This is a genomic window from Rhodospirillales bacterium (assembly GCA_016710335.1).
In the GTDB taxonomy this organism is placed as follows: domain Bacteria; phylum Pseudomonadota; class Alphaproteobacteria; order Rhodospirillales; family Defluviicoccaceae; genus JADJXQ01.
On sequence record JADJXQ010000001.1, the window covers coordinates 575,925 to 601,042 of the forward strand.

The window sequence follows — 25,118 nt, forward strand, 5'->3', positions numbered from 1 at the left end:
GTCATGCGCGCACCGCCATCGTTATCGGTCCCTCGGCGCGGCCGTGGATGAACTGTTCCACGTGCGGCTCGCTGCAGGTGTCGATTTCGGCAACGCGGCCGGCCCAGATGATCCGGCCTTCGTGGATCATGGCGATGCGGTCGGCGATCTTGCGGGCGCTCGCCATGTCGTGGGTGATGGAGAGCGCCGTCGCGCCGACGCCGCTGGTGATCTCGACGATCAGATTGTTGATGACGTCCGCCATGATCGGATCGAGGCCGGTGGTCGGCTCGTCGAAGAAAATGATCTCCGGGTCGGTGGCGATGGCCCGCGCCAGGGCGACCCGCTTCTGCATGCCGCCGGAGAGTTCGGCCGGATAAAGGGTCGCGACCTCCGGGCGCAGACCGACGCGCGTCAGCTTGTCGACGGCTATGGTGCGCGCTTCGGAACGCCGCGCCCTTTTTGCCGCCAGCAACCCGAACGCCACGTTCTCCCACACCGGCAGGCTGTCGAACAAGGCGCCGCCCTGGAACAACATGCCGAACTTGCGCGTGACATCCTCCCGGTCGCTGCCGCTTAGGCCGATGACCTCGACGCCGTCGATCTCGATGCTGCCGGAGTCGGGGGCGAGCAGGCCGATGATGCATTTCAGGAGCACGGACTTGCCGGTGCCCGAGCCGCCGATGACGACGACGGACTCCCCCACCCCCACGTCCAGGTCCAGGCCATCGAGGACGACCTTGTCGCCGAACGCCTTGCAGAGGCCGCGCACGCGGATCTTGGGCACATCCCGGCTCACTTGGCGAAAAATACCTCCGTCAGAATGTAGTCGAAGCAAAGGATCAGGATCGCGGCGGAAACCACTGCGTTGGTCGTCGCCGCGCCGACCCCCTGGGCGCCGCCCCGCGACTGATATCCGTGGTAGCAGCCCATCAAGGTGATGATGAATCCGAACACTGCCGCCTTGACGAGCCCCGAGATGACGTCCTCGGCCTGGAGGAAGTCCCAGGTGTCCTGGATGTAGTTGGCGGGGTTGAAGCCGAGCTTGTACACGGCGACCAGAAACCCCCCGAACACCCCGATGATGTCGGCGATCAGCACCAGGAACGGCAGCATCAGCACGCCGGCGATCAGCCGCGGCGCCACCATGTATTTCATCGGGTTGGTCGACAGCGTGGTCAGGGCGTCGATCTGCTCGGTCACCCGCATGGTGCCGATTTCGGCGGCCATCGACGCGCCGATGCGCCCGGCCACCATCAGCCCGGCCAGCACCGGCCCCAGCTCCCGGGTCAACGACACGACGACGACGTTGGCGATCGCCCCCTCCGCGGAGAACCGGGCAAAGCCGGTGTAGCTTTGCAGCGCCAACACCATGCCGGTGAAGATGGCGGTGAGCCCGACGACGGGCAGGGAAAAGTACCCGATCTCGATCATCTGTTGGGCAATGTTGCGCACGTAGATCGGTGGGCGCACGATGCAGCTCAACGCCGAGCCGGCGAAGATGATCAGGCGGCCGGCGGTCGCCAGGAACTCCAGAAAGATGTGGCCGACGGGTTGCAGCGGGTTCATGCGGCGGAGCAGCGATAGACCCGGTGGTATCGCGATCCCAGGCTGGTCAAGATCTCGTAGGCAATCGTCCCCGCTTCCGCAGCGACCAAGTCTATCGGATTGCGGGACCCAATGAGCTCGATCATCGACCCCGGACGCGCCGCGTGTTCGGGCACGCCGCTGACATCGAAAGTGATCAGGTCCATGGAGACACGTCCCACAAGCGGCACGCGAATGCCGTCGATGGCGCCACCACCGCGATGGCTCAGCGACCGCAAGTAGCCGTCGGCATAACCGACCGCGACCGTTGCGATGCGCTCCGGGCGGTCGGCACGATGCGTTGCACCATAGCCAACCGTCCGACCCGTGTCAATTTCCCGCACCTGCAGGATTTTGCCTTGCAGCTGAACCACTTGCGCCATCGGGTTGGGGCTCTCCGGGTTCGGTGCGCCGCCGTACAAGGCGATGCCGGGGCGGGCGAGGTCCATGTGGCAGTCGCGTCCCAGGAACACGCCGGCGGAATTTGCGAGCGACGCCGGCGCCGCCGGCAGCCGGTGCCGGGCGTCGCGAAACGCTTTGAGTTGTACGTGGTTCATAGGGTTGCGGGGCTCGTCGGCACAGGCGAAGTGGCTCATGACCAGGCGCACATCCAGGCCGTCGAGGCGGGACGGATCGTCGGACAGAGCGTCCAGCTCCACTTCCGGCAGGCCGAGCCGCGACATGCCGGTGTCCACATGCAGCGCGACCGGAACGGCGGCGCCGGTGCGGCGGGCGAACATCGTCCAGGCGTCCACGTCCGCGAGCGAGTTGAGCACCGGGATCAGGCGATGGGCGAGATACAGGTCCTCGACGCCGACGGCCGCGCCGCTCAGAACGTAAATCGCCAGCTGGTCATCCAGAACCTGCCTCAGCGCGAACGCTTCATCGACGGTGGCGACGAAAAACGTGCGGCAGCCCGCCGCCGCCAGCACCGGCGCGACGCGGTCGGCGCCGAGGCCGTAGGCGTTGGCCTTGACCACGGCGGCGCACTCCGCCGGCGCGCACCGGGCGCGGAGAGCGTTGTAGTTGGCGCGGACCGCGCCGAGGTCGATGGTCAGGATAGCGCCGGCACGCTCACGATCGGGAGAGGCCACGGCGGCGCCTCACGAGAAGCGATCGTCGCGCACTTCGCGATCCGCGAACCGGGTGAACTCGGGAATGAACCGCAGCTTGATGGTGTCGGTGGCGCCGTGGCGGTGTTTGGCGATGATGGCCTCGGCGACGTTCTTCTCGAAATCCGGATCGCCGGCGTCCCCATCGGGGCCGCGCCGGTAGTATTCGTCCCGATAGAGAAAGATCACCACGTCGGCGTCCTGCTCGATCGACCCGGATTCCCGCAGGTCCGAGAGCTGGGGGCGCTTGTCCTCGCGTTGTTCCACCGCCCGCGACAACTGCGACAGCGCGATGACCGGCACCTTGAGCTCCTTGGCCAGCGTCTTGAGCCCGCGTGTGATGGCCGAGAGCTCCTGCACGCGGTTGTCGTGGCGGGCCCCCGGCGCCGACGAGATGAGTTGCAGGTAGTCGACCACGATCAGGCCGAGCCCGTATTTGCGCTGCAGGCGGCGGGCGCGGGTGCGAAGCGCGGTGATGGTCAGCGCCGGGGTGTCGTCGATGTAGATCGGGTGCTTCTGCAGCTCCTGCATGCCGGCGCACACCCGCGTGAACTCCTCGTTGGTGAGCTTGCCCTTGCGCATGCGGTCGGAGGGGATGTTGGTCTGCTCGCAGACGATGCGGCTCGCCAACTGCTCGCTCGACATTTCCAGCGAAAAGAAGCCGACCACCGCGCCCTTGCTCCCTTCGCTCTGGTGCCATGCGTACGCGGCATTGGAGGCGATGTTGGTGGCGAGCGCCGTCTTGCCCATGGCCGGGCGGCCAGCGAGGATGATGAGATCGGACGAATGCAGCCCGCCGAGGTGGGTGTCGAGATCCGTCAAGCCGGTGGTCACGCCCACCAACTCGCCGCCGCGCCCGTGCGCTGACCGCGCCATCTCCAGGGCGGCGACGAGCGAGTCCTTGAACGGCCGGAAACCGGCGTCCTGTTCGCCTCGGGTGGCAAGATCGTAGAGGGTTTGCTCCGCCCGCTCGATCTGATGGTTGGCGGATTCATCGAGTTCGTACTCGTAGGCCCGGTTGACCACCTCCTCGCCGAGCGCGATCAGTTCGCGGCGAAGATGCAGGTCGTAGATCATCCGCCCGTATTCGCCGGCGTTCATGATGGTCGCCGCCGAGTTGGCGAGCTCCATCAGGTACGCCGGACCGCCGATGTCCCCCAGGGTCTGGTTCTGCTGGAAGTACGGAGACAAGGTTGTCGGGTTCGCCGTCTGCCCGCGTTCAATGAACGCGGCGCAGGCCTCGAAGATGCGGCCGTGCTCGAGGAGCGCGAAGTGCTCGGGGCGCAGATAGTCCGAGACCATCTCGTAGGCGCGGCGGTTGTCGAGAAAGATCGCGCCGAGCAGGCCCTTTTCGGCATCGACATTGTGGGGCAGGCGCCGGAACCCGAGCGGGGATAACCCGGCGCGCCGATCCTCGGTGATCGTCACGGACATGCCCGCACCTTAGCGCGTCGCCGGACCCGCTGCAGCCTCTATCCCCCCGGAATTGTAAGGCCAGCGTGGATACCTGCAAGGTCCGGGCCGGAAGCTGTGAATGGCGAGGACAACAGGGGAAAACCCTGTGCATATCGCCGTTGCCGCAGTTCAAGCGGCCTGGTCGGCTGCCTCGTGGCGCTCCCGCCGAACGCGCCGCTCGGTCTCGAACATGTAGTCCCGCGTCAGCGGCACGGCTTCGATGCTCTTGCTCAACTGGATCTGAAACACGGCCAGCCGATCGTAGCGGAACGCCATCTCGCACCCCGCCAGATAGAAATCCCACATCCGGCAAAAGCGTTCGCCGTGCAATGCCGCGACCTCTCCCCAGTTGGCAATCAGGCGCCGGCGCCAGTGCCTGAGGGTGTAGGCATAATGCAAGCGGAGCACCTCGATATCCGTCACCCACAGCCCTGCCTGCTCGATGGCCGGCAGCACCTCGGAGAGAGCAGGAGAGTAGCCGCCAGGAAATATGTACTTCCGCAGCCAAGCGTTGGTGGCGCCAGGAGGCTCGCAGCGTCCGATGGTGTGCAGAAGTGCGACGCCGTCATCGGCGAGCAACTCCGCGAGCTTGTCGAAGAACGAACGATAATTGACGATGCCGACGTGCTCGAACATGCCGACGGACACGATGCGCTCGAAGCTCCCCGTCTGGTCGCGGTAGTCGCGAAGCGCGAAACGGACCCGATCGCCGGCGGACGCCCGCTCAAGGCGCTGTCGCGCATGGTCGACCTGGTTTTCGGCGAGGGTGATGCCCGTCACATCCACCCCCCACGTTTCCGCCAGATACAGCGCAAGACCGCCCCACCCGCAGCCGATGTCGAGCACCCGCTGGCCGGGTTTCAGCAACAACTTGGCGGCGATGTGCTGCTTCTTCCTGAGCTGCGCAGTCTCCAGCGACTCGTCGCCGTCCGGAAAATAGGCGCACGAGTACTGTCGGTCCCGATCCAGAAACAGATCGTAGAGGCGTTCCGAGATGTCGTAATGGTGGGCGACGTTGCGTCGCGAGAGCCGCGCCGAATTGTGTTGGTGAAGTCTGCGAAGCAGGAGACTCAGCCGGTCCGCCAGGGTGCCTTTCCTGACGCCCTCCGAATTGCGGCCGACCAGATCCAGGAAATCATAGAGGCTGCCCCGCTCCATCGTCAGCGTACCATCCATGTACGCTTCTCCGGCGGCGAGCGCCGGGTTCAGCAGCAAGCGCCAATGCAGTGCGCGGTCATGGAGGCGGATCGCCACGGCAGGGCTCGCATCTTGCCCGAACTCGTGCTTCCGCCCCCTCGCATCGATGACGGTGAGGCGGCCATTGGTGATCCCACGTTCGAGGAGCCTCGCGAGCAACATGCGCGCACTCCCTCTTTCCTTCCCTTCCCTTCCCTTCCCTTCCTTGGATGCGGGCGCCGGTCGCGCCCCACATGCCAAGTCGCCCAGCGACAGCAATGTCCCGTCTTCTGCGGACCACGTTGTTATCCCATTGCAACGCTTGATGCCGTTTTCGGTTCCCTTTTCATCCAGATCATGGGGTGAAGCGGCCCGCTTTGCGTGCGGGCCCAGCCTCTTCGTCTTTACGCCTCGTCGCTGCGGGAACCTTCGAGAGCCGCTTCGAGGTCCGAGTCGAAGGTTTCGCCTCCGCGATCTTCCTCGTACGCCTCGGCCTCCTCTTCGGCGTCGAAGCCGAGCACCGCCCGCCCGCTGCGCAACTGGATTTCCGCCTCATCAAGCGACCGCGCCACGTTGACCGTAACAATCTCGGTAACTTCGGGATGGAGGGCCACCGCTACGGAATGGACGCCGAGGCTCTTGATCGGGGTGGACAGCTCCACCTGTTGGCGGCGGACGATGAATCCCTTTTCGGTGACCGCCTCCGCGACGTCGCGTGCCGTCACCGAGCCGTAGAGCTGGCCGCTCTCTCCGGCCTGGCGGACCAGAACCACCGCCAGACCCGCCATCTCCCCGGCGCGCGCTTCGGCCTCCGACCGCCGCTCCTGGTTGACGGTCTCCAGTTGCGCGCGCTGGGCTTCGAACTGCATACGGTTCTGCTTGGTGGCGCGCACCGCCTTCTTTTGCGGCAGCAGATAGTTTCGCGCATAGCCGGGGCGGACGTTGACCTCCGAGCCCATGTTGCCGAGCTTGGCGATCCGCTCCATGAGAATGACCTGCATCACGTCGTCTCCTGGTCGATGTTGTTTCCTTTGAGCCGGCGTCGCACGCCGAACCAGTGTTCGATCACCCCGAGCCCGGCGACCGCCACCGCCGCGCCGAGGAAAAACAGTGCCAGCATTATATAGAAGGCGGCGAGGAACATCCCCTTGGCCGCAGTGCGGCGCGCGAGGGTATGGACGACGGCGAGGCCGAGGATGAAGTACGGCACCGCGAACACCAACACAAGGTTTCTCGCCACAAACTGCAGATCGCCGGGAGCGACAAGGGCGACAACTGCCGCCGCGACAAGCGGCCACGCGACCCACTCCGGGAGCTGGATCGCAGACCAACGGGGCGACGGCCGCAGGTTGCGCCCGCGCGACGACAGCAATGACTGGGCCAGCGCTGCGTTTACGACGATCATGATCTCCCACGTCGCGCCGCAGCCACCGACGAAAAACGGGACTATGGTGGCGACCAGGGTGGTGCGATCGTCCTCGCCCAGATGCGGCATGGCGACCGTCAGGGTCTCGTTCAAGAACCCCAGCACCGTCGCTTCGGCGCCATCGCTGCCCGCGCCGAACAGGAGCGTCAAGGCGACCGCCGCACCGGCCAGCGCCGCCAGAAGCCCGAGGATGGCGCCGAGACGCTCTCCGGCCCCTTGCACGGCCGCGGGTTGCTGCAGCAGAACGTGCCGCACCACCAGCCACGCCGGCACGGCGTGCATGCCGCCGTACAGCAGGGCTGCCACGGCGCCGCCGAAGACACCGACGATGATGACGCCGGCAACCCCTGCCATGACCACCGACGCCAGACCGAGCCCGAGGCCCGTCATGAGCAGCGGCAGCGGGGTAAAATATGCCAGCGCAGCGCCCGCAAGGGATCCTGAAAGCGCTGCAGTGGACATCGCTGCACTCAGCGTCCCGCCCCCGAGAGCGATCAGCGTTCCGGTCCCCATTGGAGGTGCCCTGGTTCCTAACCTGGTCGCGGCTCTGTCGCAACCGGCTCAACGATCAGCCGCAGCGGGACTCGACCGTGCCGCGGCGGCGCCGAGTTCCGTGCGGCCAGCGGCCGGTCGTGGCCCTTCCTACTTGACCACGTAGGGCAGGAGCGCGAGATACCGCGCGCGTTTGATGGCGCGCGCCAGTTCCCGTTGCTTTTTCGCCGAAACCGCGGTGATCCGACTGGGAACGATCTTGCCGCGTTCCGACGTGAACCGCTGCAGCAGCTTGATGTCCTTGTAGTCGATCTTGGGCGCGTTCGTCCCCGAGAACGGGCAGGACTTCCTGCGGCGGAAAAAGGGTCGGCGGGCCGCGGTCATGATGCGTCTCCTTCGCTGTCGGTCTCGGAGGCGCGGGCGGTCTGGGGGCCACGGGCGTGCTGACCATCCTCCCGTCTTCCCTCGGGCCGGTCGAAGCGGCTCTGGTCGTTACGACCTCGGAAGTCCCCGCCCCGCCCCTCACCACTGCGCCCCTCACCACTGCGCCCCTCGCCACCGCGCCCCTCGCCACCCCGAGAATCCTCACCGCGCTGTTCGTCGAAGCGTCCGCGTACTTCGCGGCGGCCGCCGCGGTCATCGCCGCGGCCGGAGGAGCGGGACTGCATCATGGCCGACGGACCCGCCTCCGCTTCGTCGACGCGGATGGTGAGATAGCGCAGCACGTTCTCGTTGATGCGCATCTGCCGCTCCAGTTCCTGAACGAACGTCGGCGGACCGTCGATGCCGAACATCACGTAGTGGCCCTTGCGGTTCTTCTTGATGCGGAAGGCGAGGCTTCGGAGCCCCCAATACTCCCGCTTGACGACGCTTCCACCTTGATCCTCGACGATCTTGGCGAAGGTATCCGCAAGCGAGTCGACCTGTGACGCGGATATTTCCTGCCGCGCGATAAAAATGCTTTCGTAGTGTGCCACGTGTCAGCCGCTCCCTATGGCTTGTCTCAGCCTGTCCATACAGGCATAGCCGGTCGCCCCGGCGGGGAGAATGAAGGGTGAAGGCACGCACTATACAGCCGCCGGGGTTCAACGCAAGCGGCGCAGGATACCGCGGCATATATGCGTCAATGGCGATGGCATCCACGTGGAAGCCCTTGACCGCACCTCGCCGCGAACCGATTTGATTAACAGGTGTAGGATTTTCCTGGTACACCCGAGTGAGTTGCATTACCTGGCCAGGATACAGAATCTTCGATCAGAATTCGAATACAAAAAAATCAGCGGCTTACGGTCGATTTGGAGTACATCCGACTACATCCGCATACATTTTCGCAACCGAAACGGACACATTTCGTTTAACTTCATGATGTTAGCGCCCTGACGCCCGGTCAAAAAGCCACAAAACCGCATCAATCCGGGCCGGCTTGAACGTTGTCGGCGGGACGTGTATAGGCTGAACCGAGACGACACCGGTGACGCGAATTGTATTACGGCAGCACGCGGGGCGAAGCGCCCACTCTCTCGTTCGACGATGTGGTTCTAGCCGGGCTGGCTCGTGACGGTGGCCTTTACGTCCCGGCGACGTGGCCGCCGCTCGCCGGCGCCGCGCTGACGGCGCTTCGGGATGCGACCTATGCGGAGGTGGCGGCGCGGGTGATGGCCCCGTTCGCGGCGCCATGCCTGGACGAGGCCGCACTCCACGACATCGCCGCCGACGCCTACGCAAGCTTCGATCACCCCGACGTCGCGCCGCTGATCCCGCTCGGCGACAACCTGTTCCTGCTCGAACTGTTCCACGGCCCGACCTTGGCGTTCAAGGACTACGCCCTGCAGATCCTGGGGCGGCTGTTCGAGCGCATTCTCGCCCAACGCTCGGAGCGGATCACCATCATCGGCGCCACCTCCGGCGACACCGGCTCGGCGGCCATCGAGGCGTGTCGCGATCGGGACCGCATCGAGATTTTCATCCTGCACCCCCGAGGACGTACGTCAGAGGTGCAGCGCCGGCAGATGACGACGGTCGCCGCCGGCAACGTCCACAACGTCGCCGTCGAGGGCACCTTCGACGATTGCCAAGCCCTGGTGAAGGCGCTGTTTGCCGACGCCGCCTTCCGCGACCGCATGGGGCTCGCCGCGATCAATTCGATCAACTGGGCGCGCATCGCAGCCCAGGTCGTCTACTACGCGCGCGCCGCGCTCGCTCTTGGCGCTCCGGAGCGCGAAGTCGATTTCGCGGTGCCCACCGGCAACTTCGGCAACGTGTTCGCGGGGTATGTCGCGAAGCGCATCGGCGTGCCGATCCGCCGGCTGATCGTCGGCTCCAACAGCAACGACATCCTGACCCGCTTTTTCCACAGCGGCAGGATGGAGGTGACGGCGGTGCACCCTACCTTGAGCCCGAGCATGGACATTCAGGTGTCGAGCAACTTCGAACGGCTGCTGTTCGACCTGTACGATCGCGACGCGGCCGCGGTCCGCTCCCTGATGGCCGGCCTCCGCGACACCGGCAAGTTCACCATCGACGCCGACCGGCTTGAGGTCGCGCGCGCCTTGTTTCCGGCCGCCCGCTTCGACGATCGCGAAACCACGGCAACTATCCGCGCGGTCTACCGCAACCGAAACATCATTCTGGACCCGCACTCGGCCATCGGCGTCGCCGCCGCCCGCCGATGCATGGAGGACGCGTCCGTGCCGACGATCGCTCTTGCCACCGCCCACCCCGCCAAGTTTTCCGATGCCGTCGAACGGGCCATCGGTTCCCGCCCGCCATTGCCGCCGGCTCTCGCGGATCTGATGGACAGGGAAGAGCACTATGCCATCCTTCCCGCCGAGACCGACGCCATCCGCGACCACATCGTACGCGCGCATTCCGAGCGGGAGGTGCCGGCATGAGTGACATCCAGGTGAGCACGCTGGCGAACGGGCTCCGCGTCGCCAGCGACTTCATGCCGACGGTGGAGACGGCATCGGTCGGCGTGTGGGTCGAGGCGGGCGGACGCGACGAGGCCCCCGAGCGCTGCGGCATCTCGCACCTGATCGAGCACATGGTGTTCAAGGGCACCGGGCGTCGCGGCGCCCGGGCGATCGCCGAGGAGATCGAGAACGTCGGCGGGCACCTGAATGCCCATACGTCGCGGGAGTACACCGCCTATCATGCCAAGGTCCTGAAGGACGATCTTCCGCTGGCCGTCGATATCATCGCCGACATCGTCCAGAACCCGGTGATGGACGCGGAGGAGTTGGATCGCGAACGGGCGGTGGTCATCCAGGAGATCATGCAGGCCGAGGACACCCCCGATGACATCGTGTTCGACCGGTTCCAGGAGACCGCCTTCCCGAGCCAGCCGGTCGGCCGCTCGATCCTCGGCACGCCGGACCTGATCAAGGCGATCGGGCGCGATGACCTGATCACCCACATGCACGAACACTATCGGTCGTCGCGCATGGTGTTGGCGGCCTCCGGCAATCTCCAGCATGACGCGCTCGTGGCTTTGGCCGAGGACGCCTTCGCCGGTCTCTCTCCCGGCCACATGCCGAAACGGGATCCGGCGCGCTATGTGGGCGGCGATTGCCGCGACCAGCGCGACCTGGAGCAGGTGCACGTCATCCTCGGCTTCGAGGGCGTCGCCTTCCACGACCCCGACTTCTACGCGCTGTCGGTGCTGTCGACCGTCCTCGGCGGAGGCATGTCATCGCGTCTGTTTCAGGAGATCCGGGAGAAGCGCGGGCTGGTCTACAGCATCTACTCGTTCCCCACCTCATTCGCGGACGGGGGGGTGTTCGGCATCTACGCCGGGACCGGCGAAACCGAGGTGACGGAGCTGGTTCCGCTGGTGTGCGACGAGATGTGCAAGGTGGTGTCCGACGTGGGCGAGGACGAAGTGACCCGGGCCCGCGCCCAGATCAAGGCCAGCATTCTCATGTCGCTGGAGAGCACGTCGTCCCGTTGCGAGCAACTGGCGCGCCAGCTTATCATTTTCGGCCGTCCGCTGCCGATCGCCGAGATCGTCAGCTGCATCGAGGCGGTGGACGTGGACGCCGTGCAGCGGGTAGCGAAACGGCTGCTTTCCGGCTCGCCGACCGTCACCGCCCTCGGCCCCATCGAGCGCATGGACGATTACGGCTCCGTCTCCCGTCGTCTCAGTCCGTGACGGCGCCCCGCTGGGCGGCGCCGGACTATGCGTGGCCGGCGCTGTCGCTCAGCAGGAGGGGGTCGATGCCGAGCTTGGCCATGGCGCGCTGCCATTTGGTGTCCAGGTCCGGGTCGAACAACAGCTCGTCGTCGCCCTCGACCGTGAGCCAGCCGTTGGCCAAGATCTCCGAATCGAGCTGACCCGGAGCCCAGCCGGCGTAGCCGAGCGCCAGAAGATGCTGGCGCGGGCCGGAGCCGTCGGCGATGCGCTTCAGGATGTCGACTGTGGCGGTCAGCGCCACCCTGTCGGCGACGACCAGAGTGCCTTCATGGATGTAGTCGCGGGAATGCAGCACGAAGCCGCGCCCCGTTTCCACCGGTCCGCCGAAATGAATACTCACGTCGGCGGGCGCAACCTTGGTTTCGATCCTAAGCTGTTCCAGCAACGCCGGAAAAGTCAGCGCTTCGAACGGCCTGTTGACCACCAGCCCCATGGCGCCGTCGTCATTATGAGCGCATATGTAAATCACCGCTTTGGCGAATCGGGGATCAGGCATTGCCGGCATTGCGACCAGGCATTGCCCGACGAACGAACTTCCGGTCGCGCGTCCGGTCATGTGTCCTTCACCACCCTTGCGACGCTGCAGCGATCCTGTCCGAAAACCTGAGCGCCGCGATTTCTCCATGCCTCAGTTTGCCACAGGGGCGTCAGCGATGAAAGCGTCGGCGCGCGGAGCGGTAATTTCTGGGCTTTGCTTTGCCGGACCGGATCGCTTATGTGTCGGCCTGCACTTGCGCGCGCAATCTGTCACCGATGGAAAGGGAGGACGATGGCACTGAAAGTGGGCGATGCGATACCGAACGTAAAACTGACCCGGATGGGGGCCGACGGGCCGGAGGGCGTCAGCACGGACGCGCTGTTCAAGGGCCGGACCGTCGCGATGTTCGGGGTTCCGGGCGCCTTTACGCCGACCTGTTCTGCCAAGCACCTGCCGAGCTTCGTCGCCCACGCCGACGCCCTGAAGTCAAAAGGCGTGGACGCCATCGTCTGCACCTCGGTCAACGACGTGTTCGTCATGGACGCGTGGGGCAAGCACAACGGCATCGACAAAGAGATCGAGATGGTGGCCGACGGCGACGCCGTGTTGACCAAGGCGGCGGGTCTGGAACTCGATCTCACCGGCAAGGGGCTGGGGCTACGCTGTCAGCGGTTCTCCATGCTGGTGGAGGACGGGATCGTCAGGCGCCTGAACATCGATCCGCCGGGCTCCTACGACAAGACCAGCGCCGAGACCATGCTGTCTCAGCTGCCGTAGCGGCGGCGCAGGCTTAGGACTGGAAGCGGGGTCGGCAGCGGCCCCGCCGCGCTGGTGGTTGTTGTGCTGAGAAAGAGGGTGGTTGTTGTGCCGAGAAAAGAGAGTGGGGGCGGCCGCGCGGGAATGAACGCCGCGGCGCATCGCTGCCGCGCCTGAGAACCGGGCGCCCTGCCCGGCCGCAACCGGAGGCGGCAGAGCCTTCGGCGGCTGGCTAGCCGGCCAGCTCGAGGAAGTTCGGCATCACCGGCGCGGCTTCCCGCGCCATCTCGTCTGCCAGATCACGGTCCGCCACGTAGGGCTTGTAGGCGAAGTCCTGGATCAGGATGTGGTGGCGCAGCCACCCGGTCAGGTAGTCGAGCAGTTCCCGAGCCATCTTGGGATCGCCCTGTTCGCCGTAGCGGGCCCGCAGAGTCTCGATGTACCGCGCGAAACCCTGATGTTCCGCCCGATGGAACGCCGCACCCGGAAACCGGACCGCCTCCATCACCCGTTCCTCACGCCGAAAGTGGAAACGCCCATAAAGCCGCAGCGTGTCGAGGACCGTCTGCACCGTCCGCTTGGCGTCATCGTTCCGGTTGATTCCGTCGAGCAAGTTGATGATCCTCACCAGGCACTTATGGTCGGTATCAAGCGACTCGACGCCGACGCTCATCGCCTCGGTCCACTGGAAGTATGGCATCCTTTTGCCCATGTCAGACCAGCACTTTCATCTTTTCCCTTCTTTTCGCACTGCAAAAAATCTAGCACGTGACGGTTCCGTAAACCATACGAAACATTGCGTAGGAGCCATGTTCGCGGCGCAGCAAGCGTTTCCGGTTCCGTACCTCAATCGGGCGAAGGCGGGCGCCGCGCGGTGCGTTCCTCCTCGGCTGCCGGCGGGTCGTCGTCATCGAACAGAATGCGGTGGGCGGCGCCGTCGAGATCATCGAACTGGCCGGACTTGAGCGCCCACAAGAATGCGCCGAGCCCGACCAGGCCCAGAAACAGCGCCGCCGGAATCAGGAACAGGAGGATATCCACCGTCGGCCTCGTCAGAAGTTGGTTCGGTTGAGCCTCAGGGCATTGGCGATCACTGCCAGCGACGATGCGGACATGGCGATCGCCGCCACCAGCGGCGTAACCAGCCCCGCCACCGCCAGCGGGACCGTCACGACGTTGTAGAGCAACGCGAGGGCGAAGTTCTGGCGCACCAGCCGGTAGGCGCGGCGCGCAACCTCCAGGCACTCCAGGACCGGCGCCAGACGCGCGCCCTGGAAGATCACATCGGCGGCGGTGCGGGCGAGATCGACCGCCGTCGACGGCGACAGGGAGACGTGCGCCGCGGCCAGCGCCGGAGCATCGTTCAGGCCATCGCCGACCATGGCCACCCGCCTGCCGGCCGCTGCCAGTTCGCCTAGTCGTCGGCACTTGTCCGCCGGCAGGCAGGAGGCCCGCCAGTCTGCGATCCCGACCGCGACGGCAACGGCCGATGCCGCCGCTTCGCGGTCGCCGGAGAGGATCGCCAGCGAAGAGCCTTTGGCCGCGAGGGCGGAGACAACGGCGGCGGCGTCGCACCGCGGCGGATCGACAAAGCCGAACCGGATCGGCGGTGCGCCGGGTCGCGTCAGCCAGAGTTCCGTTCCCGTTGCGCTGCGATCATCGGCGACTCCGACAAAGGCACGGCTGCCGAGGCGCACGGTTCCGGCGTCTCCGTCCCATTCGAGGCCGCGTCCCGACACTTCGCGCACGCCGGTCGCCGGCGAGGCGGCAATGCCGGTCGCCTCGGCGGCGCGCACCACGGCGCGGGCGAGGACGTGGCGGCTCGAGTGCGCAAGGCTGGCCGCCAGCGCCAGATCGTCGCGGTCGAACGCGCTCGCAGAACGATCCAGCCGTGGCCGGCCCCCGGTCAAGGTGCCGGTCTTGTCGAACACGATGGTGTCGGCGGTCGCCAGGCGCTCCAGCGCCGTCGCCGAGGTGACCAGAATGCCCTTTCGCAGCAACCGCCCCGTGGCGATGACTTGAACGGCCGGGACCGCGAGCGCCAGAGCGCACGGACAGGTGATGATCAGCACGGCGATGGCGGTCAGCAGCGCGGATTGCCAAGGGACGCCCGCATAAAGCCACCAGCCGAGGAAGGTGACGGCGGCCGCCCCGTGCACCACCGGCGCGTACAGCCGGGCGAGGCGGTCGGCGACGGCGACGTAGCGGCTGCGCCCCTGCTCCGCCGCTTCGACCTGACGGGCGATTTCGGCGAGGAGGGTGTTTTCGCCGACAGCGGTGATTTCGATGACCAGCGGGCCGCTGACATTGATGGTCCCGGCGAATACGTGCGCACCCGGCGCCACCGCGGTCGGCACGGTTTCGCCGTCGATGAGGCTGGTGTCCACGTCGCTGTCGCCATCGACCACCCGGCCGTCGACAGCGATGCGGTCGCCGGCGGCGGCCAGCGCTCGCAGCCCGGGCCGCACCTGCGCCGGCGTCAGCAGCCGTCGTGACCCGTCATCGTCGATGACGGTGACCGCCGACGCGCCGAGGGCAAGAAGGTGCTCCGCCGCCGAGCGGGCGCGGCCTCGGGCGCGATGATCCAGGTAGCGGCCGACGAGCAGGAAGAACAGGAGCGTCACCGCCGAATCGAAGTAGGCGTGCTCGGCACCGACTGCGACCTCGTGCAGGCTCATCCCCGCTGCCAGAATGACGGCGAGCGAGATCGGCACGTCCATGTTGACGTGACCGCCGCGAAGCGCGCCGAGCGCCGAACGGAAGAAAGGGACGCCGGCATAGGCAACGGCCGGCAGCGCGATCAGCGCCGAAATCCAGTGCAGCAGGCCGCGCGTCGCCTCCCCCATTCCCTGCGCATGCCCGGCCCACACGGCGACGGACAGCATGACGTTGCCGGCGGCGAAGCCGGCCACCGCCAGGGCGCGCAGCAACTGGGTCTCGCGCCGCTCGCCGTCCCGGCCGATCAGGGTCGGATCATAAGGAACCAGCCGGTACCCAAGGCGGGCGACCGCGGCAACCAGGGTCTCGGCATCATTCCGATGGTCGTTCCAACGCAGCGCCAGCCGCCGGGTGGTCATGTTGACGCGGGCGGAAATGACACCCGTCTGGCGCCCGAGCACGGACTCGATCAACCAGACGCAGGCGGCGCAATGCAGGCCCTCGATCATGAGGTGCAAGGACGAGATGCCGTCGCTCTCGCGGCGGACGTAGGACGCGTAGTCGACGGGTGCGGCGTCGGCGTCCGGGATCAGCGGCCGCTGGTCGGGGTCGAGCGACCGGCGGCGGTAGTAGCCGTCCAAGCCGAGACCGCGGATGAGCGCGAATGCCGCCTCGCAGCCGGAGCAACAGAAGGGGCCATCCTGACCTTCCCTGCCCGGAACGCGGCCCTCCGGAACGGCGGTGCCGCAGTGGCGACAGGCCGGCAGCGCACGCGACCGCGTCGCGCCGCCGACCAGCGCTACGGGGTTAACGTCCAAGTCGTCAGGGAACGTTGAAGCGGTATCTGGCGACAAAGGCGTCGTCCCGGCGACGGGCTTCGATCCGTGCGTCCCACTGACCGGGCAGCGGCAGGATGACCTCCTCGGCATAGACGCCGCTGCCCTGCTGCGTCAACGCCACGAGCTGATCATGACCCTCGTGGGTCGGCCGCAGCAGCTCAGCGGTTACCCGCAGATCCTCCAGCGGATCGCCATTGCGGTCGGTGAACGCCACCGAAAGCCGGCCGGTACGCCCATCTCCATCGCCGTCCTTGCCGTCGAAGGCGACTTCCGCGCTCCAGCCACGCTCGTCTTGAGCGCGCGCCGCCGCCAGCGCGTGGTTGTAGGCCAGCCCCTTGCGGTAGGCATCCTCGGTGCTGATGCCGGTCCAGCTTTGCAGCGCGAAATACACCAGCACGCTGTTGACCGCGATCACCACCAGCATGCCGGCGACGAAGATCCAAGGATACCACCAGCCCGCCGCGCGTTGACGCGCATTGCCAGGGGACTGGCGTTGACGCGCATTGCCAGAGAACTGGCGTTGACGCGCATTACCGGGGGACTGGCGCTGACGCGCATTACCGGAAGACTCGCGCCGAGACGCCATCAGCCCGTCGCCCGCGCCTAGCGGCCCGGCGCCGAGAAGACGGTAGCGTTCGTAGCCGTCTCGCCGGTGTAGGTGTCGGTGAGGACGAACTCGATATCGTTCGCGGCCGCAGGAACGCTCTCGCGCGGCGCCGTTACGAAGACCCGGAAACTGCCGATGTCGTCCGGCCTGACCTCGAGTTCCACATTGGGGGCAGGATCGTTCTGCACGCCGATGACGGTCAGCTCCGCATTCGGGATGCCAGCGGTGGTAAGCGCGTATGTCTTCTCCTCCCGCGCCATGTTGAGGATCTTGAACGTGTAGCCGTTGCGGATCCCGCCGCCGGAAAGCTGCACGAACAAAGGTGAGCGATCATGCAGGATGTTGACCTCAAGGCGCGTACGCGTGGCAAGGCTGAAGGCCATGACCGCGGCGACCGCGGCGAGCAGCACCATGTAGGCGATGGTGCGCGGGCGGAAGAACCGATAGCGGGTCGGCTCGCCGCGGGCGCGCGCCGCCTGGTTGGAGATGGAGTCGTAGGTGATGAGGTTGGGCGGGAGCCCGAACTTGGGCATGACGCTGTTGCAGGCATCGACGCACAGCGCGCAGCCAATGCAGGCCATCTGCTGCCCCTTGCGAATGTCGACGCCGGTGGGGCAGACCTGCCAGCACATCCCGCAATCGACACAGTGGCCGCGATCCTCGAACGACTGATCTTTCCGCGCGCCCCCGCGCGGCTCTCCCCGCCACTCCTCGTAGGTGACGATGAGCGAGTGCTCGTCGAACATGGCGGCTTGAAAGCGCGGCCACGGGCACATGTAGATGCAAACCTGCTCCCGTGCCCAGCCGGCGAGGAGATAGGTGGTGCCGGTGAACAGGGCGGTGAAGCCGTAGACGCTGAGCGAGGCCTGGCCGGTGAAGAACTCACGGACCAGGGTCGGCGCATCCCCAAAGTAGAGAATCCAGGCGCCGCCGGTGGCGAACGCGATCAGCAGCCACGCCACGTGCGTTGCGGCCTTCTTGACGGCCTTGTCGCCGGTCATCGGCCCCTTGTCGAGGCGCATGCGGGCGTTGCGGTCGCCCTCGATCTTGCGCTCCACCCACATGAACAGGTCGGTCCATACCGTCTGCGGGCAGGTAAAGCCGCACCACACCCGCCCGAACCAGGCGGTGGCAAGGAACAGTCCGATGGCGCCGAAGATGAGCAAGCCGGTCAGGTAGTAGACCTCCTGCGGCCAGATTTCGATGCCGAAGAAGTAGGCGCGCGGGCCCGCCATGTCGATCAACAGCGCCTGATCCGGGGCTCCCGGCCCCCGATCCCAGCGCAGCCACGGGCCGATGTAGTAGAGCCCGAGCAGCACCCACAGCGCCGCCCACTTCACCCGGCGGAACGTGCCCTGGATCCTGCGCGGGTAGATCTTGACCCGGTCCGCGTACATCGGCTGCTTGTCGGCCGGAGTCGGGGCTTCTTGTTGCACGCCGGTTCGGCGGCCATTGGCAACGGGGGTCGCGGTAGTGGACTTCTTGCCGTGAAACTCCCCGGCAACTGCAGTGTGTGCCGGCGTCATGATCGTCCTTACATTAGGATTTCGATATAGACCTTCACAGATATGAACCCTCCGTGCCGCCGCCGCAAGGCCCGAGGGTTATTCGCCGCCGCCGAGCGAGTGCACGTAGATGGCCGCCTGTTTGATTTCGGCGTCCGACAGGCGCCCGATCCAGTACGGCATGACGCCGTGCTTCGGCTTGACGACCTGGGCGACGATCTCGTCCTTGGTACCGCCGTAAAGCCAGATACCGTCCGTCAGGTTGGGAGCACCCATCTCCGGGATGCCCCTGGCGTCCTCGCCATGACACGCGACGCAGTTCTCGGCGAACACGGTCTCCCCGTCGCCGCCGGCCGCCTCCCCCTGCCCGGAAATGGACAGGACGTAATCCGCAACGGCGTCGATCTGCGCCGGCTCCAGAATTTCGTCCGCCCCGAACGCCGGCATTTCCGAATACCGCGTGTCCGCGTGTTCATTGCGGACACCGTAGGTAATGGTCTGGTGGATGGCATCCAGGCTTCCGCCCCACATCCACTCGTCATCCGCCAGGATCGGATAGCCGGGCGCGCCGGCGCCGCCACTGCCATGGCACGGGGCACAGTTGTCGCCGAAGATGACCCGCCCGCCGGCCATGGCGAAGTTCAACAACTCGGGATCTTTCGCGATGTCCTCGACGCTCGACTGCTCGAACCGATCCATCCAGAACGAGCGGCTTTGGCGTACCTCTTCAAGCTCGGCGTTGAGTCTTTCCCGCGACGAGTAACCGAGCACGCCCTGGGTGTAGCCGCTGAGGCTCGGCCATGCCGGAAACAGGATGAACCATACGATCGAGAACAGGATGGTGGCGTAGAAAACGTACAGCCACCACTTGGGCAACGGATTGTTGAGCTCGCGAATGCCATCCCACTCGTGGCCGGTCGTCTCGGTGCCGGTCAACGGATCGACATACTTGTCCGCCATTACTTCTGCTCCTTGTCGTCCTTGAGCGGGATCTGCGCTGCCTCCTCGAACTTCTTCCGGTTCTTCGGCCGATACGCCCAGAACACCACGCCCACGAACAGGATCACCAGCCAAACCACCCACCAGGGGCGGAACTGTTCCGAAAGTGCAGCCAAGTCCATGTCCCGCTCCCGAACTGTGTCGCCGCGCCCTTAACGGTAGTCTTCCGGCGCGGGTTCGTACTCGGTAAAGTCGATGAGCGTCCCCAGCATCTGCAGGTAGGCGATGACCGCGTCCAGTTCGGTCACCCGCTCCGGATCGCCGTCGAAGTCGCCGATCACCGCCTTTGGATAGCGCGCCAGCAGCGCATCGGTGTCGCCGCCCTCCAAGCCGGCCTGGGCGGCGATGTCGGCGTCGGCACTGGCGATCATCTCGTCGGTGTAGGGGTCGCCGACGATGCGCAACGTCTCGAGATGGTCGGCGGCATCATCGAAGCCGAGGTCGCGCTCGGCCATGAACCCGTAGGGCGGCATGATTGACTCCGGAACGACGCTGCGCGGGTCGATCAGGTGCGCCGCGTGCCAGTCGTTGGAGTACTTGCCGCCGACCCGCGCCAGATCCGGCCCGGTGCGCTTGGAGCCCCACTGGAACGGATGGTCGTACATGCTTTCGGCGGCGAGGCTGTAATGGCCGTAGCGCTCATTTTCGTCCCGGAAGGTGCGGATCTGTTGGCTGTGGCAGACGTAGCAGCCCTCGCGCACGTAGATGTTGCGGCCGGCCAGTTCGAGCGGCGAATAGGGGCGCATGCCCTCCACCTTCTCGATGGTCTGCTCCATGGTATAGAGCGGCACGAGTTGGACGAGGCCGCCGATGGCGACGGTGATGAGCACCGCGATCGACAGGAGGATGACGTTCTTCTCAAGGATTTCGTGCTTCATCGTCCCGTCTCCCTACTCGGCCGGCCCGGCCGCCGGCGCCGTCTGGATGGGCTCGAGCACCGTCTCGCTGCGGATTTCGCCCTGGATGGTCTTGACGATGTTGTAGACCATGATCAGCGAGCCGAGAAAGAACAGCCCGCCGCCGGCGGCGCGGATCACGTAGTACGGATGCATCGCCTCCACCGTCTCGATGAACGAATACTGCAGGAAGCCGAGGTTATCGTAGGCCCGCCACATCAGGCCTTGCATGATCCCGGAGATCCACATGGCGGTGATGTAGAGCACGATGCCGATGGTCGCGATCCAGAAGTGGTACGTGACGAGTTGCAGCGAATAGAGCCGCTCGCGCTTCCACACGGCCGGCACTAGAAAATAGATGCAGCCGAAGGTAATGAACGCGACCCAGCCGAGGGCGCCCGAGTGCACGTGTCCGATCGTCCAGTCGGTGTAGTGGCTGAGCGAGTTGACCGCCCTCACCGACATCAGCGGCCCCTCGAAGGTGCTCATGCCGTAGAACGCCACCGACACCACCATGAAACGCAGGATCGGGTCGGTCCGCAGCTTATCCCAGGCGCCGGACAGGGTCATGATGCCGTTGATCATGCCGCCCCATGACGGCATCCACAGCATCACCGAGAACGTCATGCCGAGGATCTGCGCCCAGTCCGGCAGCGCCGTGTAATGCAGGTGATGGGGCCCGGCCCAGATGTAGAGAAAGATCAGCGTCCAGAAATGGACGATGCTTAGACGATACGAGTAGACCGGGCGATCGGCCTGCTTGGGGATGAAGTAGTACATCATCCCGAGAAACCCGGAGGTCAGAAAAAACCCTACCGCGTTGTGGCCGTACCACCACTGGGTCATGGCGTCCTGCACGCCCGCCCATACAATGTAACTCTTGGCGCCGAAGAACGAGACCGGCACCGCTGCGTTGTTGCCGAGGTGCAGCATGGCGATGGTGATGATGAAGGCGAGAAAGAACCAGTTGGCGACGTAGATGTGCGGTTCTTTGCGGCGCATGATCGTCGCCACGAAGACCACCAGGTAGACTACCCAGACGATAGTCAGCCACAGGTCCACGTACCACTCCGGCTCGGCGTACTCCTTGCTTTGCGTCACGCCGAGGACGTAGCCGAGCGCGGCCATGACGATGAACAGCTGGTAGCCCCAGAACAGGAAGTCGCCGGTCACCTTGCCGCCCCACAACGGCGCGCGGCAGGTGCGCTGCACCACATAGAGCGACGTCGCGAACAGGGCGTTGCCGCCGAAGGCGAAGATCACCGCGGAGGTGTGCACCGGCCTGAGGCGGCCGAACGTGGTCCACGGCAGATCCAGGTTCAGCACCGGAAACGCCAGCTGCAGGGCGATAAAAAGCCCGACCGCGAACCCGACGACGCCCCAGAACACCGTGGCGATCGTGAACTTCTTGACGACGTCTTCGTTGTAGACCGACCCGATATCAGGCCGGGGGGCGGCTGCCATCGCTGCGCTCATCGCGTGCTCCCGAACACTCCGGCAGCGACAGGCACAAATCGACCCGCCACTGTCATCTTCATATGTGACAAGACTCGTTGGGCGTTGTACTTTAACAACTGTTTCGCCTTGAACATCGCCTCGAGCGCGTTCAAGACAACAATCAAGTCATACTGCCCCATGCCCCTGCTCGACCTGCTGTACTTTAGCGGGATCGCATGTTAGTGTGCAGGTGCACAAAAGTCAATAATCCCTGCAAGCATAGCTGGTTCTACGTAGGGGTGCCGCGATTGCGCGTGCCTCAAGGTGGGCGCGCGGTTACCCTGCGTCGCACCATGGCCGATCCGCATCCCGCCTGCCCCCGCGTTTTCCTCCTGCCCGGTCACGATCGCCGCATCGCCGCCGGACACCCGTGGGCCTTCTCCAACGAAATCCGCATGGACGCGGAGACGAAGGCGCTGCCGGCGGGGACAATCGCCACCCTCCACCGCGTCGACGGCCGACCGTACGGAATCGGCACCGTCAACCCCCACGCCCTTATCGCGGTGCGCCTGTTCAGCCGCAAGCCCGAAGTCCGCATCGACGCGGCTTTCCTCACGAACAGGCTGATGGCGGCTCTGGCGTTGCGCGAGCGCCTGTTCAAGGAGCCGTACTACCGGCTGGCCCATGCCGAAGCTGACGGCTTGCCGGGGCTGGTCGCCGACCGGTTCGGCGACACGGTGGTCCTCCAACTCAACACCGCCGGCATGCAGGCGCTGACCGCGCCGCTCCTCGATGCACTCGACCGGGTGTTGGCGCCGGCGGCGGTGGTGCTCCGCAACGATTCGAGAGCGCGCGCTCTCGAAGGCTTGAGCCAGGACGTGGCGGTCATCAAGGGCAGCGTCGAAGCGCCGCTTCATGTTCGAGAAGGGCCGCTGACCTTCCCGGTCGACGTCGTGCGCGGGCAAAAGACCGGCTGGTTCTATGATCAGCGCTTCAACCGCGCGTTCCTAGCGACGCTTGCCTCCGGCGAGCGCATGGTGGACGTGTTCTGCCACTCCGGCGCCTTCGCCATTGCGGCGGCGGCGGCCGGCGCAACCGAGGTCCTCGGCATCGACTCGTCCACGCCGGCGCTCTCTCTGGCGGAAGAGGGTGCGGGGCTGAACGGCGTCGCCGAGCGCTGCCGCTTCCAGCGTGGCGACGCCTTCGAGGCGTTGGCGGCGCTGAGCGCGGGCGGCGAGCGCTACGGGGTGGTTGCCGCCGATCCGCCCGCGTTCATCAAATCCAAGAAAGACATGAAGGCGGGACTGCGCGGCTATCGCAAGCTGGCGCGGCTGGCGGCCGGTGTGGTCCGCCCGGGCGGCTTTCTGTTCCTCGCATCCTGTTCTCACCACGCGACCGCGGCCGAGTTTCTCGAGGAGACGCGAATCGGAATCGCCGGCGCCGGCCGCAATGGCCGAATCATCCACACCGCCGGCGCCGGTCCCGACCATCCCGTACATCCGCACCTGCCGGAATCCGGGTACCTTAAAACCCTGGTGTTTCAACTCGATTGAAGTTGGACCGGGGTCGCCGGCGACCTGCGGCTGTCGGCACGGACACTCCGCAACGGCTCCCCGTTTATGCCATACTTGCGGCGGGGCGGTTCGCACCTTGCTGGGCGCATCCCCCGAAAATGCGGCGACAGGCCCAACGTCAGCGGAGACCCATGGCCCAGAACAGTCACCTCTTGGATGTCCTGGTCCTGTTGACGGCGCTACTGGTGTTCGTGCCGCTCTTTCAGTGGCTGCACATCGGAACCGTGCTCGGTTATTTGGCCGCCGGGGTCGTCATCGGCCCGTCGTTGCTCGGCCTGATTTCCGACGTCGAGGGAGCCGAGGTTCTCGGCGAATTCGGCGTCGTGTTTCTGCTGTTCGCCATCGGCCTCGAACTCAAGCCGGACCGCCTGCGCCTGTTCGGCCCCAAGGTGTTCGGGCTCGGTCTCGCGCAATTCCTGGTGACGACCGTGGTCCTGAGTACCATCGCTCGCGTTTCCGGACTCGACACCACTGCCGCGTTGCTGGTCGGCGCCACCTTGGCGCTGTCGTCGACCGCCGTTGTCCTGCAGCTTCTCGGCGAGCGGGTGCAGATGACGCGGGCCTTGGGTCGTGTGGCGCTGGCTATCCTCCTCGTCCAGGACGCAATGGTCGGCCCCATTCTGGTGTTTATGTCGGTGGCGGCGGCAGGGGGAGGCGGCCTCGCCGGAACCCTCGGGATCACCCTGTTCAAGTCCCTGATCGTGGTCATCCTCATCTATATGGCGGAGCGCACCCTGCTCCGTCCGCTGCTGCGCTGGGCGGCAGGCGCCGGTTCGCCGGAGGTGCTCACCGGCGCGACCTTGCTGCTGGTGCTCGGGGTCGGCGGAGCGACGGAGCAGGCCGGTCTGTCGATGGCCCTGGGCGCCTTTCTCGCCGGCATCATGGTGGCCGACACCGAGTTCCGGCACCAAGTCGCGGCCGACATCCAGCCCTTCCGCGGCCTGTTCCTCGGCCTGTTCTTCATGACCGTCGGGATGAGGCTCGACATCGGCCTCGCCGCGGAGCGCGCGCCCGACCTTGTCATGTTGGTCGTCGGACTGATGGTCTTAAAAGCCATCATCCTCACCGGTCTCGCCCGTCTGTTCGGTCTGCCTTGGGAGCGGGCTTTTGCGGTCGGTGGCCTTTTGTCGCAAGGGAGCGAATTCGCGTTCATCGTCCTCGGCGTGGCCGCGGCCGGCGCGCTGCTTCCGACCGATCTCGCACAGTTGCTCATTGCCGCCGTCGGCATCACCATGGCGGTCACCGCCGGCGGCACCATGCTGGTCCGGCGCCTTACGCGCGCGCGCCTGCGACCCACCCGCTCGGCTCTCGGCAAGCTGGAGGAGGAGGGCGGGGAGCTCAGCGGGCATGTGGTGGTCGCCGGCTTCGGCCAAGTCGGTAAGGCTGTCGCCCGTCACCTCGCCAAACTGCACATCCCCATCGTGGTGCTCGATATGCACCCCAATCAGGTGTCGGCCAGCCGGGCGCGCGGATTGCCGGTGTTCTACGGTGATGCGGCGCGGGCGGACGTGCTGCGCGCCGCCCACCTGGATCGCGCCCAGGCGCTCGTGGTCGCGGTCCCGGAAGCGAGCACGGCGGAGAGAATCACTGCCGTCGCGCGGCAAGCCTTTCCCCGTCTGTATATCCTTACACGTGTTCCCGATCCCGATTGGGTGCAGAGGGTGCGCAAAGCCGGGGCCAGCGCCGTTGTCGTCGAGGGCCTCACCACCGCCGTAGAGCTGGCGGAGCGCGTGGTTCTGGTCTGGGAAGCGCCAGACGCGGCCTAGTGCAGCGGTGCATTCAAAGAATGCACGGTCGCTGCATGCAACCAATTGATCCTGGTGCACGATCTTACCCAGTCAGATGTACCGCCTGAATGGGTCTGTGCACTAGGCGCCGCCCATCCACGCCAATTTACGCTTGTACTCCTACTTATAGGAGCTTGTTCCTGCAAGGCTGGCCGTCTAAGTG

General features: G+C 65.8%; 24 protein-coding genes. 5 read left to right on the plus strand and 19 right to left on the minus strand.

From position 1 onward, the window contains the following. Position 1: 1 nt before the first annotated feature. The 9 genes from IPM60_02655 to rpsF form a co-directional block, all read right to left on the minus strand. The gene (locus tag IPM60_02655; GenBank protein ID MBK8906822.1) at positions 2-778 is read right to left on the minus strand and encodes an ABC transporter ATP-binding protein; all 777 of its coding nucleotides are present in this window, start codon (positions 776-778) and stop codon (positions 2-4) included. Then, positions 775-1,548 (minus strand): ABC transporter permease, encoded by a 774-nt coding sequence (locus IPM60_02660; protein MBK8906823.1) that lies wholly within the window; start codon positions 1,546-1,548, stop codon positions 775-777. The genes IPM60_02655 and IPM60_02660 overlap by 4 nt, the downstream gene beginning before the upstream one ends. Then, positions 1,545-2,660, minus strand: a complete 1,116-nt coding sequence (gene alr, locus IPM60_02665) for an alanine racemase (protein MBK8906824.1) — start codon at positions 2,658-2,660, stop codon at positions 1,545-1,547. Before alr ends, IPM60_02660 begins: the two co-directional genes overlap by 4 nt. Before the next feature lie 9 nt (positions 2,661-2,669). Then, entirely contained in the window at positions 2,670-4,112 is a 1,443-nt protein-coding gene (locus IPM60_02670; protein MBK8906825.1) for a replicative DNA helicase, read from the minus strand. A gap of 150 nt (positions 4,113-4,262) precedes the next feature. Next, complete coding sequence (locus IPM60_02675) at positions 4,263-5,492, minus strand: class I SAM-dependent methyltransferase (protein ID MBK8906826.1); 1,230 nt, start codon at positions 5,490-5,492, stop codon at positions 4,263-4,265. 221 nt (positions 5,493-5,713) lie between these two features. Beyond that, positions 5,714-6,310, minus strand: a complete 597-nt coding sequence (gene rplI, locus IPM60_02680) for a 50S ribosomal protein L9 (protein MBK8906827.1) — start codon at positions 6,308-6,310, stop codon at positions 5,714-5,716. After that, a complete protein-coding gene (locus IPM60_02685) occupies positions 6,310-7,197 on the minus strand; it encodes a DUF2232 domain-containing protein (protein ID MBK8906828.1) in 888 nt (295 codons plus the stop codon). The genes rplI and IPM60_02685 overlap by 1 nt, the downstream gene beginning before the upstream one ends. A gap of 180 nt (positions 7,198-7,377) precedes the next feature. Beyond that, entirely contained in the window at positions 7,378-7,611 is a 234-nt protein-coding gene (locus IPM60_02690) for a 30S ribosomal protein S18 (GenBank protein ID MBK8906829.1), read from the minus strand. Beyond that, positions 7,608-8,204: a 30S ribosomal protein S6 gene (gene rpsF / locus IPM60_02695; GenBank protein MBK8906830.1), complete on the minus strand. Its 597-nt coding sequence runs from the start codon at positions 8,202-8,204 to the stop codon at positions 7,608-7,610. Before rpsF ends, IPM60_02690 begins: the two co-directional genes overlap by 4 nt. Before the next feature lie 504 nt (positions 8,205-8,708). Between rpsF and IPM60_02700 the strand changes: the two genes are divergently transcribed. Next, positions 8,709-10,118, plus strand: a complete 1,410-nt coding sequence (locus IPM60_02700; protein ID MBK8906831.1) for a threonine synthase — start codon at positions 8,709-8,711, stop codon at positions 10,116-10,118. Continuing rightward, positions 10,115-11,377, plus strand: a complete 1,263-nt coding sequence (locus IPM60_02705; protein ID MBK8906832.1) for an insulinase family protein — start codon at positions 10,115-10,117, stop codon at positions 11,375-11,377. The genes IPM60_02700 and IPM60_02705 overlap by 4 nt, the downstream gene beginning before the upstream one ends. A gap of 25 nt (positions 11,378-11,402) precedes the next feature. On the opposite strand, the gene IPM60_02710 is transcribed toward IPM60_02705, so the two are convergent. Then, on the minus strand, positions 11,403-11,975 hold the full coding sequence (locus IPM60_02710; GenBank protein MBK8906833.1) for a YqgE/AlgH family protein: 573 nt from the start codon (positions 11,973-11,975) through the stop codon (positions 11,403-11,405). A gap of 213 nt (positions 11,976-12,188) precedes the next feature. Here IPM60_02710 and IPM60_02715 point away from each other — a divergent pair, with 213 nt between their 5' ends. Further along, on the plus strand, positions 12,189-12,674 hold the full coding sequence (locus IPM60_02715) for a peroxiredoxin (GenBank protein ID MBK8906834.1): 486 nt from the start codon (positions 12,189-12,191) through the stop codon (positions 12,672-12,674). 211 nt (positions 12,675-12,885) lie between these two features. On the opposite strand, the gene IPM60_02720 is transcribed toward IPM60_02715, so the two are convergent. The 9 genes from IPM60_02720 to ccoN form a co-directional block, all read right to left on the minus strand. After that, complete coding sequence (locus IPM60_02720; GenBank protein MBK8906835.1) at positions 12,886-13,353, minus strand: hemerythrin family protein; 468 nt, start codon at positions 13,351-13,353, stop codon at positions 12,886-12,888. Between the two features lie 146 nt (positions 13,354-13,499). Next, complete coding sequence (ccoS, locus tag IPM60_02725) at positions 13,500-13,694, minus strand: cbb3-type cytochrome oxidase assembly protein CcoS (GenBank protein ID MBK8906836.1); 195 nt, start codon at positions 13,692-13,694, stop codon at positions 13,500-13,502. 11 nt (positions 13,695-13,705) lie between these two features. Beyond that, positions 13,706-16,240, minus strand: coding sequence for a cadmium-translocating P-type ATPase (gene cadA, locus IPM60_02730; GenBank protein MBK8906837.1), 2,535 nt, complete (start codon positions 16,238-16,240; stop codon positions 13,706-13,708). Next, entirely contained in the window at positions 16,134-16,736 is a 603-nt protein-coding gene (locus IPM60_02735; protein MBK8906838.1) for a FixH family protein, read from the minus strand. The genes cadA and IPM60_02735 overlap by 107 nt, the downstream gene beginning before the upstream one ends. Positions 16,737-16,753: 17 nt before the next feature. After that, the gene (gene ccoG / locus IPM60_02740) at positions 16,754-18,283 is read right to left on the minus strand and encodes a cytochrome c oxidase accessory protein CcoG (protein MBK8906839.1); all 1,530 of its coding nucleotides are present in this window, start codon (positions 18,281-18,283) and stop codon (positions 16,754-16,756) included. 78 nt (positions 18,284-18,361) lie between these two features. Next, positions 18,362-19,222 carry a cytochrome-c oxidase, cbb3-type subunit III gene (gene ccoP, locus IPM60_02745; protein MBK8906840.1) on the minus strand — a complete coding sequence of 287 codons (861 nt, stop codon included), beginning with the start codon at positions 19,220-19,222 and terminating at the stop codon, positions 18,362-18,364. Beyond that, entirely contained in the window at positions 19,222-19,383 is a 162-nt protein-coding gene (locus IPM60_02750) for a cbb3-type cytochrome c oxidase subunit 3 (GenBank protein MBK8906841.1), read from the minus strand. Before IPM60_02750 ends, ccoP begins: the two co-directional genes overlap by 1 nt. A gap of 30 nt (positions 19,384-19,413) precedes the next feature. Beyond that, positions 19,414-20,139, minus strand: coding sequence for a cytochrome-c oxidase, cbb3-type subunit II (gene ccoO, locus IPM60_02755; GenBank protein MBK8906842.1), 726 nt, complete (start codon positions 20,137-20,139; stop codon positions 19,414-19,416). 12 nt (positions 20,140-20,151) lie between these two features. Then, positions 20,152-21,621 carry a cytochrome-c oxidase, cbb3-type subunit I gene (gene ccoN / locus IPM60_02760; GenBank protein ID MBK8906843.1) on the minus strand — a complete coding sequence of 490 codons (1,470 nt, stop codon included), beginning with the start codon at positions 21,619-21,621 and terminating at the stop codon, positions 20,152-20,154. A gap of 326 nt (positions 21,622-21,947) precedes the next feature. Between ccoN and IPM60_02765 the strand changes: the two genes are divergently transcribed. Together IPM60_02765 and IPM60_02770 are read left to right on the plus strand one after the other, a co-directional pair. After that, entirely contained in the window at positions 21,948-23,147 is a 1,200-nt protein-coding gene (locus IPM60_02765; protein ID MBK8906844.1) for a class I SAM-dependent rRNA methyltransferase, read from the plus strand. Positions 23,148-23,299: 152 nt separating this feature from the next. Further along, the gene (locus IPM60_02770) at positions 23,300-24,934 is read left to right on the plus strand and encodes a cation:proton antiporter (GenBank protein MBK8906845.1); all 1,635 of its coding nucleotides are present in this window, start codon (positions 23,300-23,302) and stop codon (positions 24,932-24,934) included. Positions 24,935-25,118: the final 184 nt, after the last annotated feature.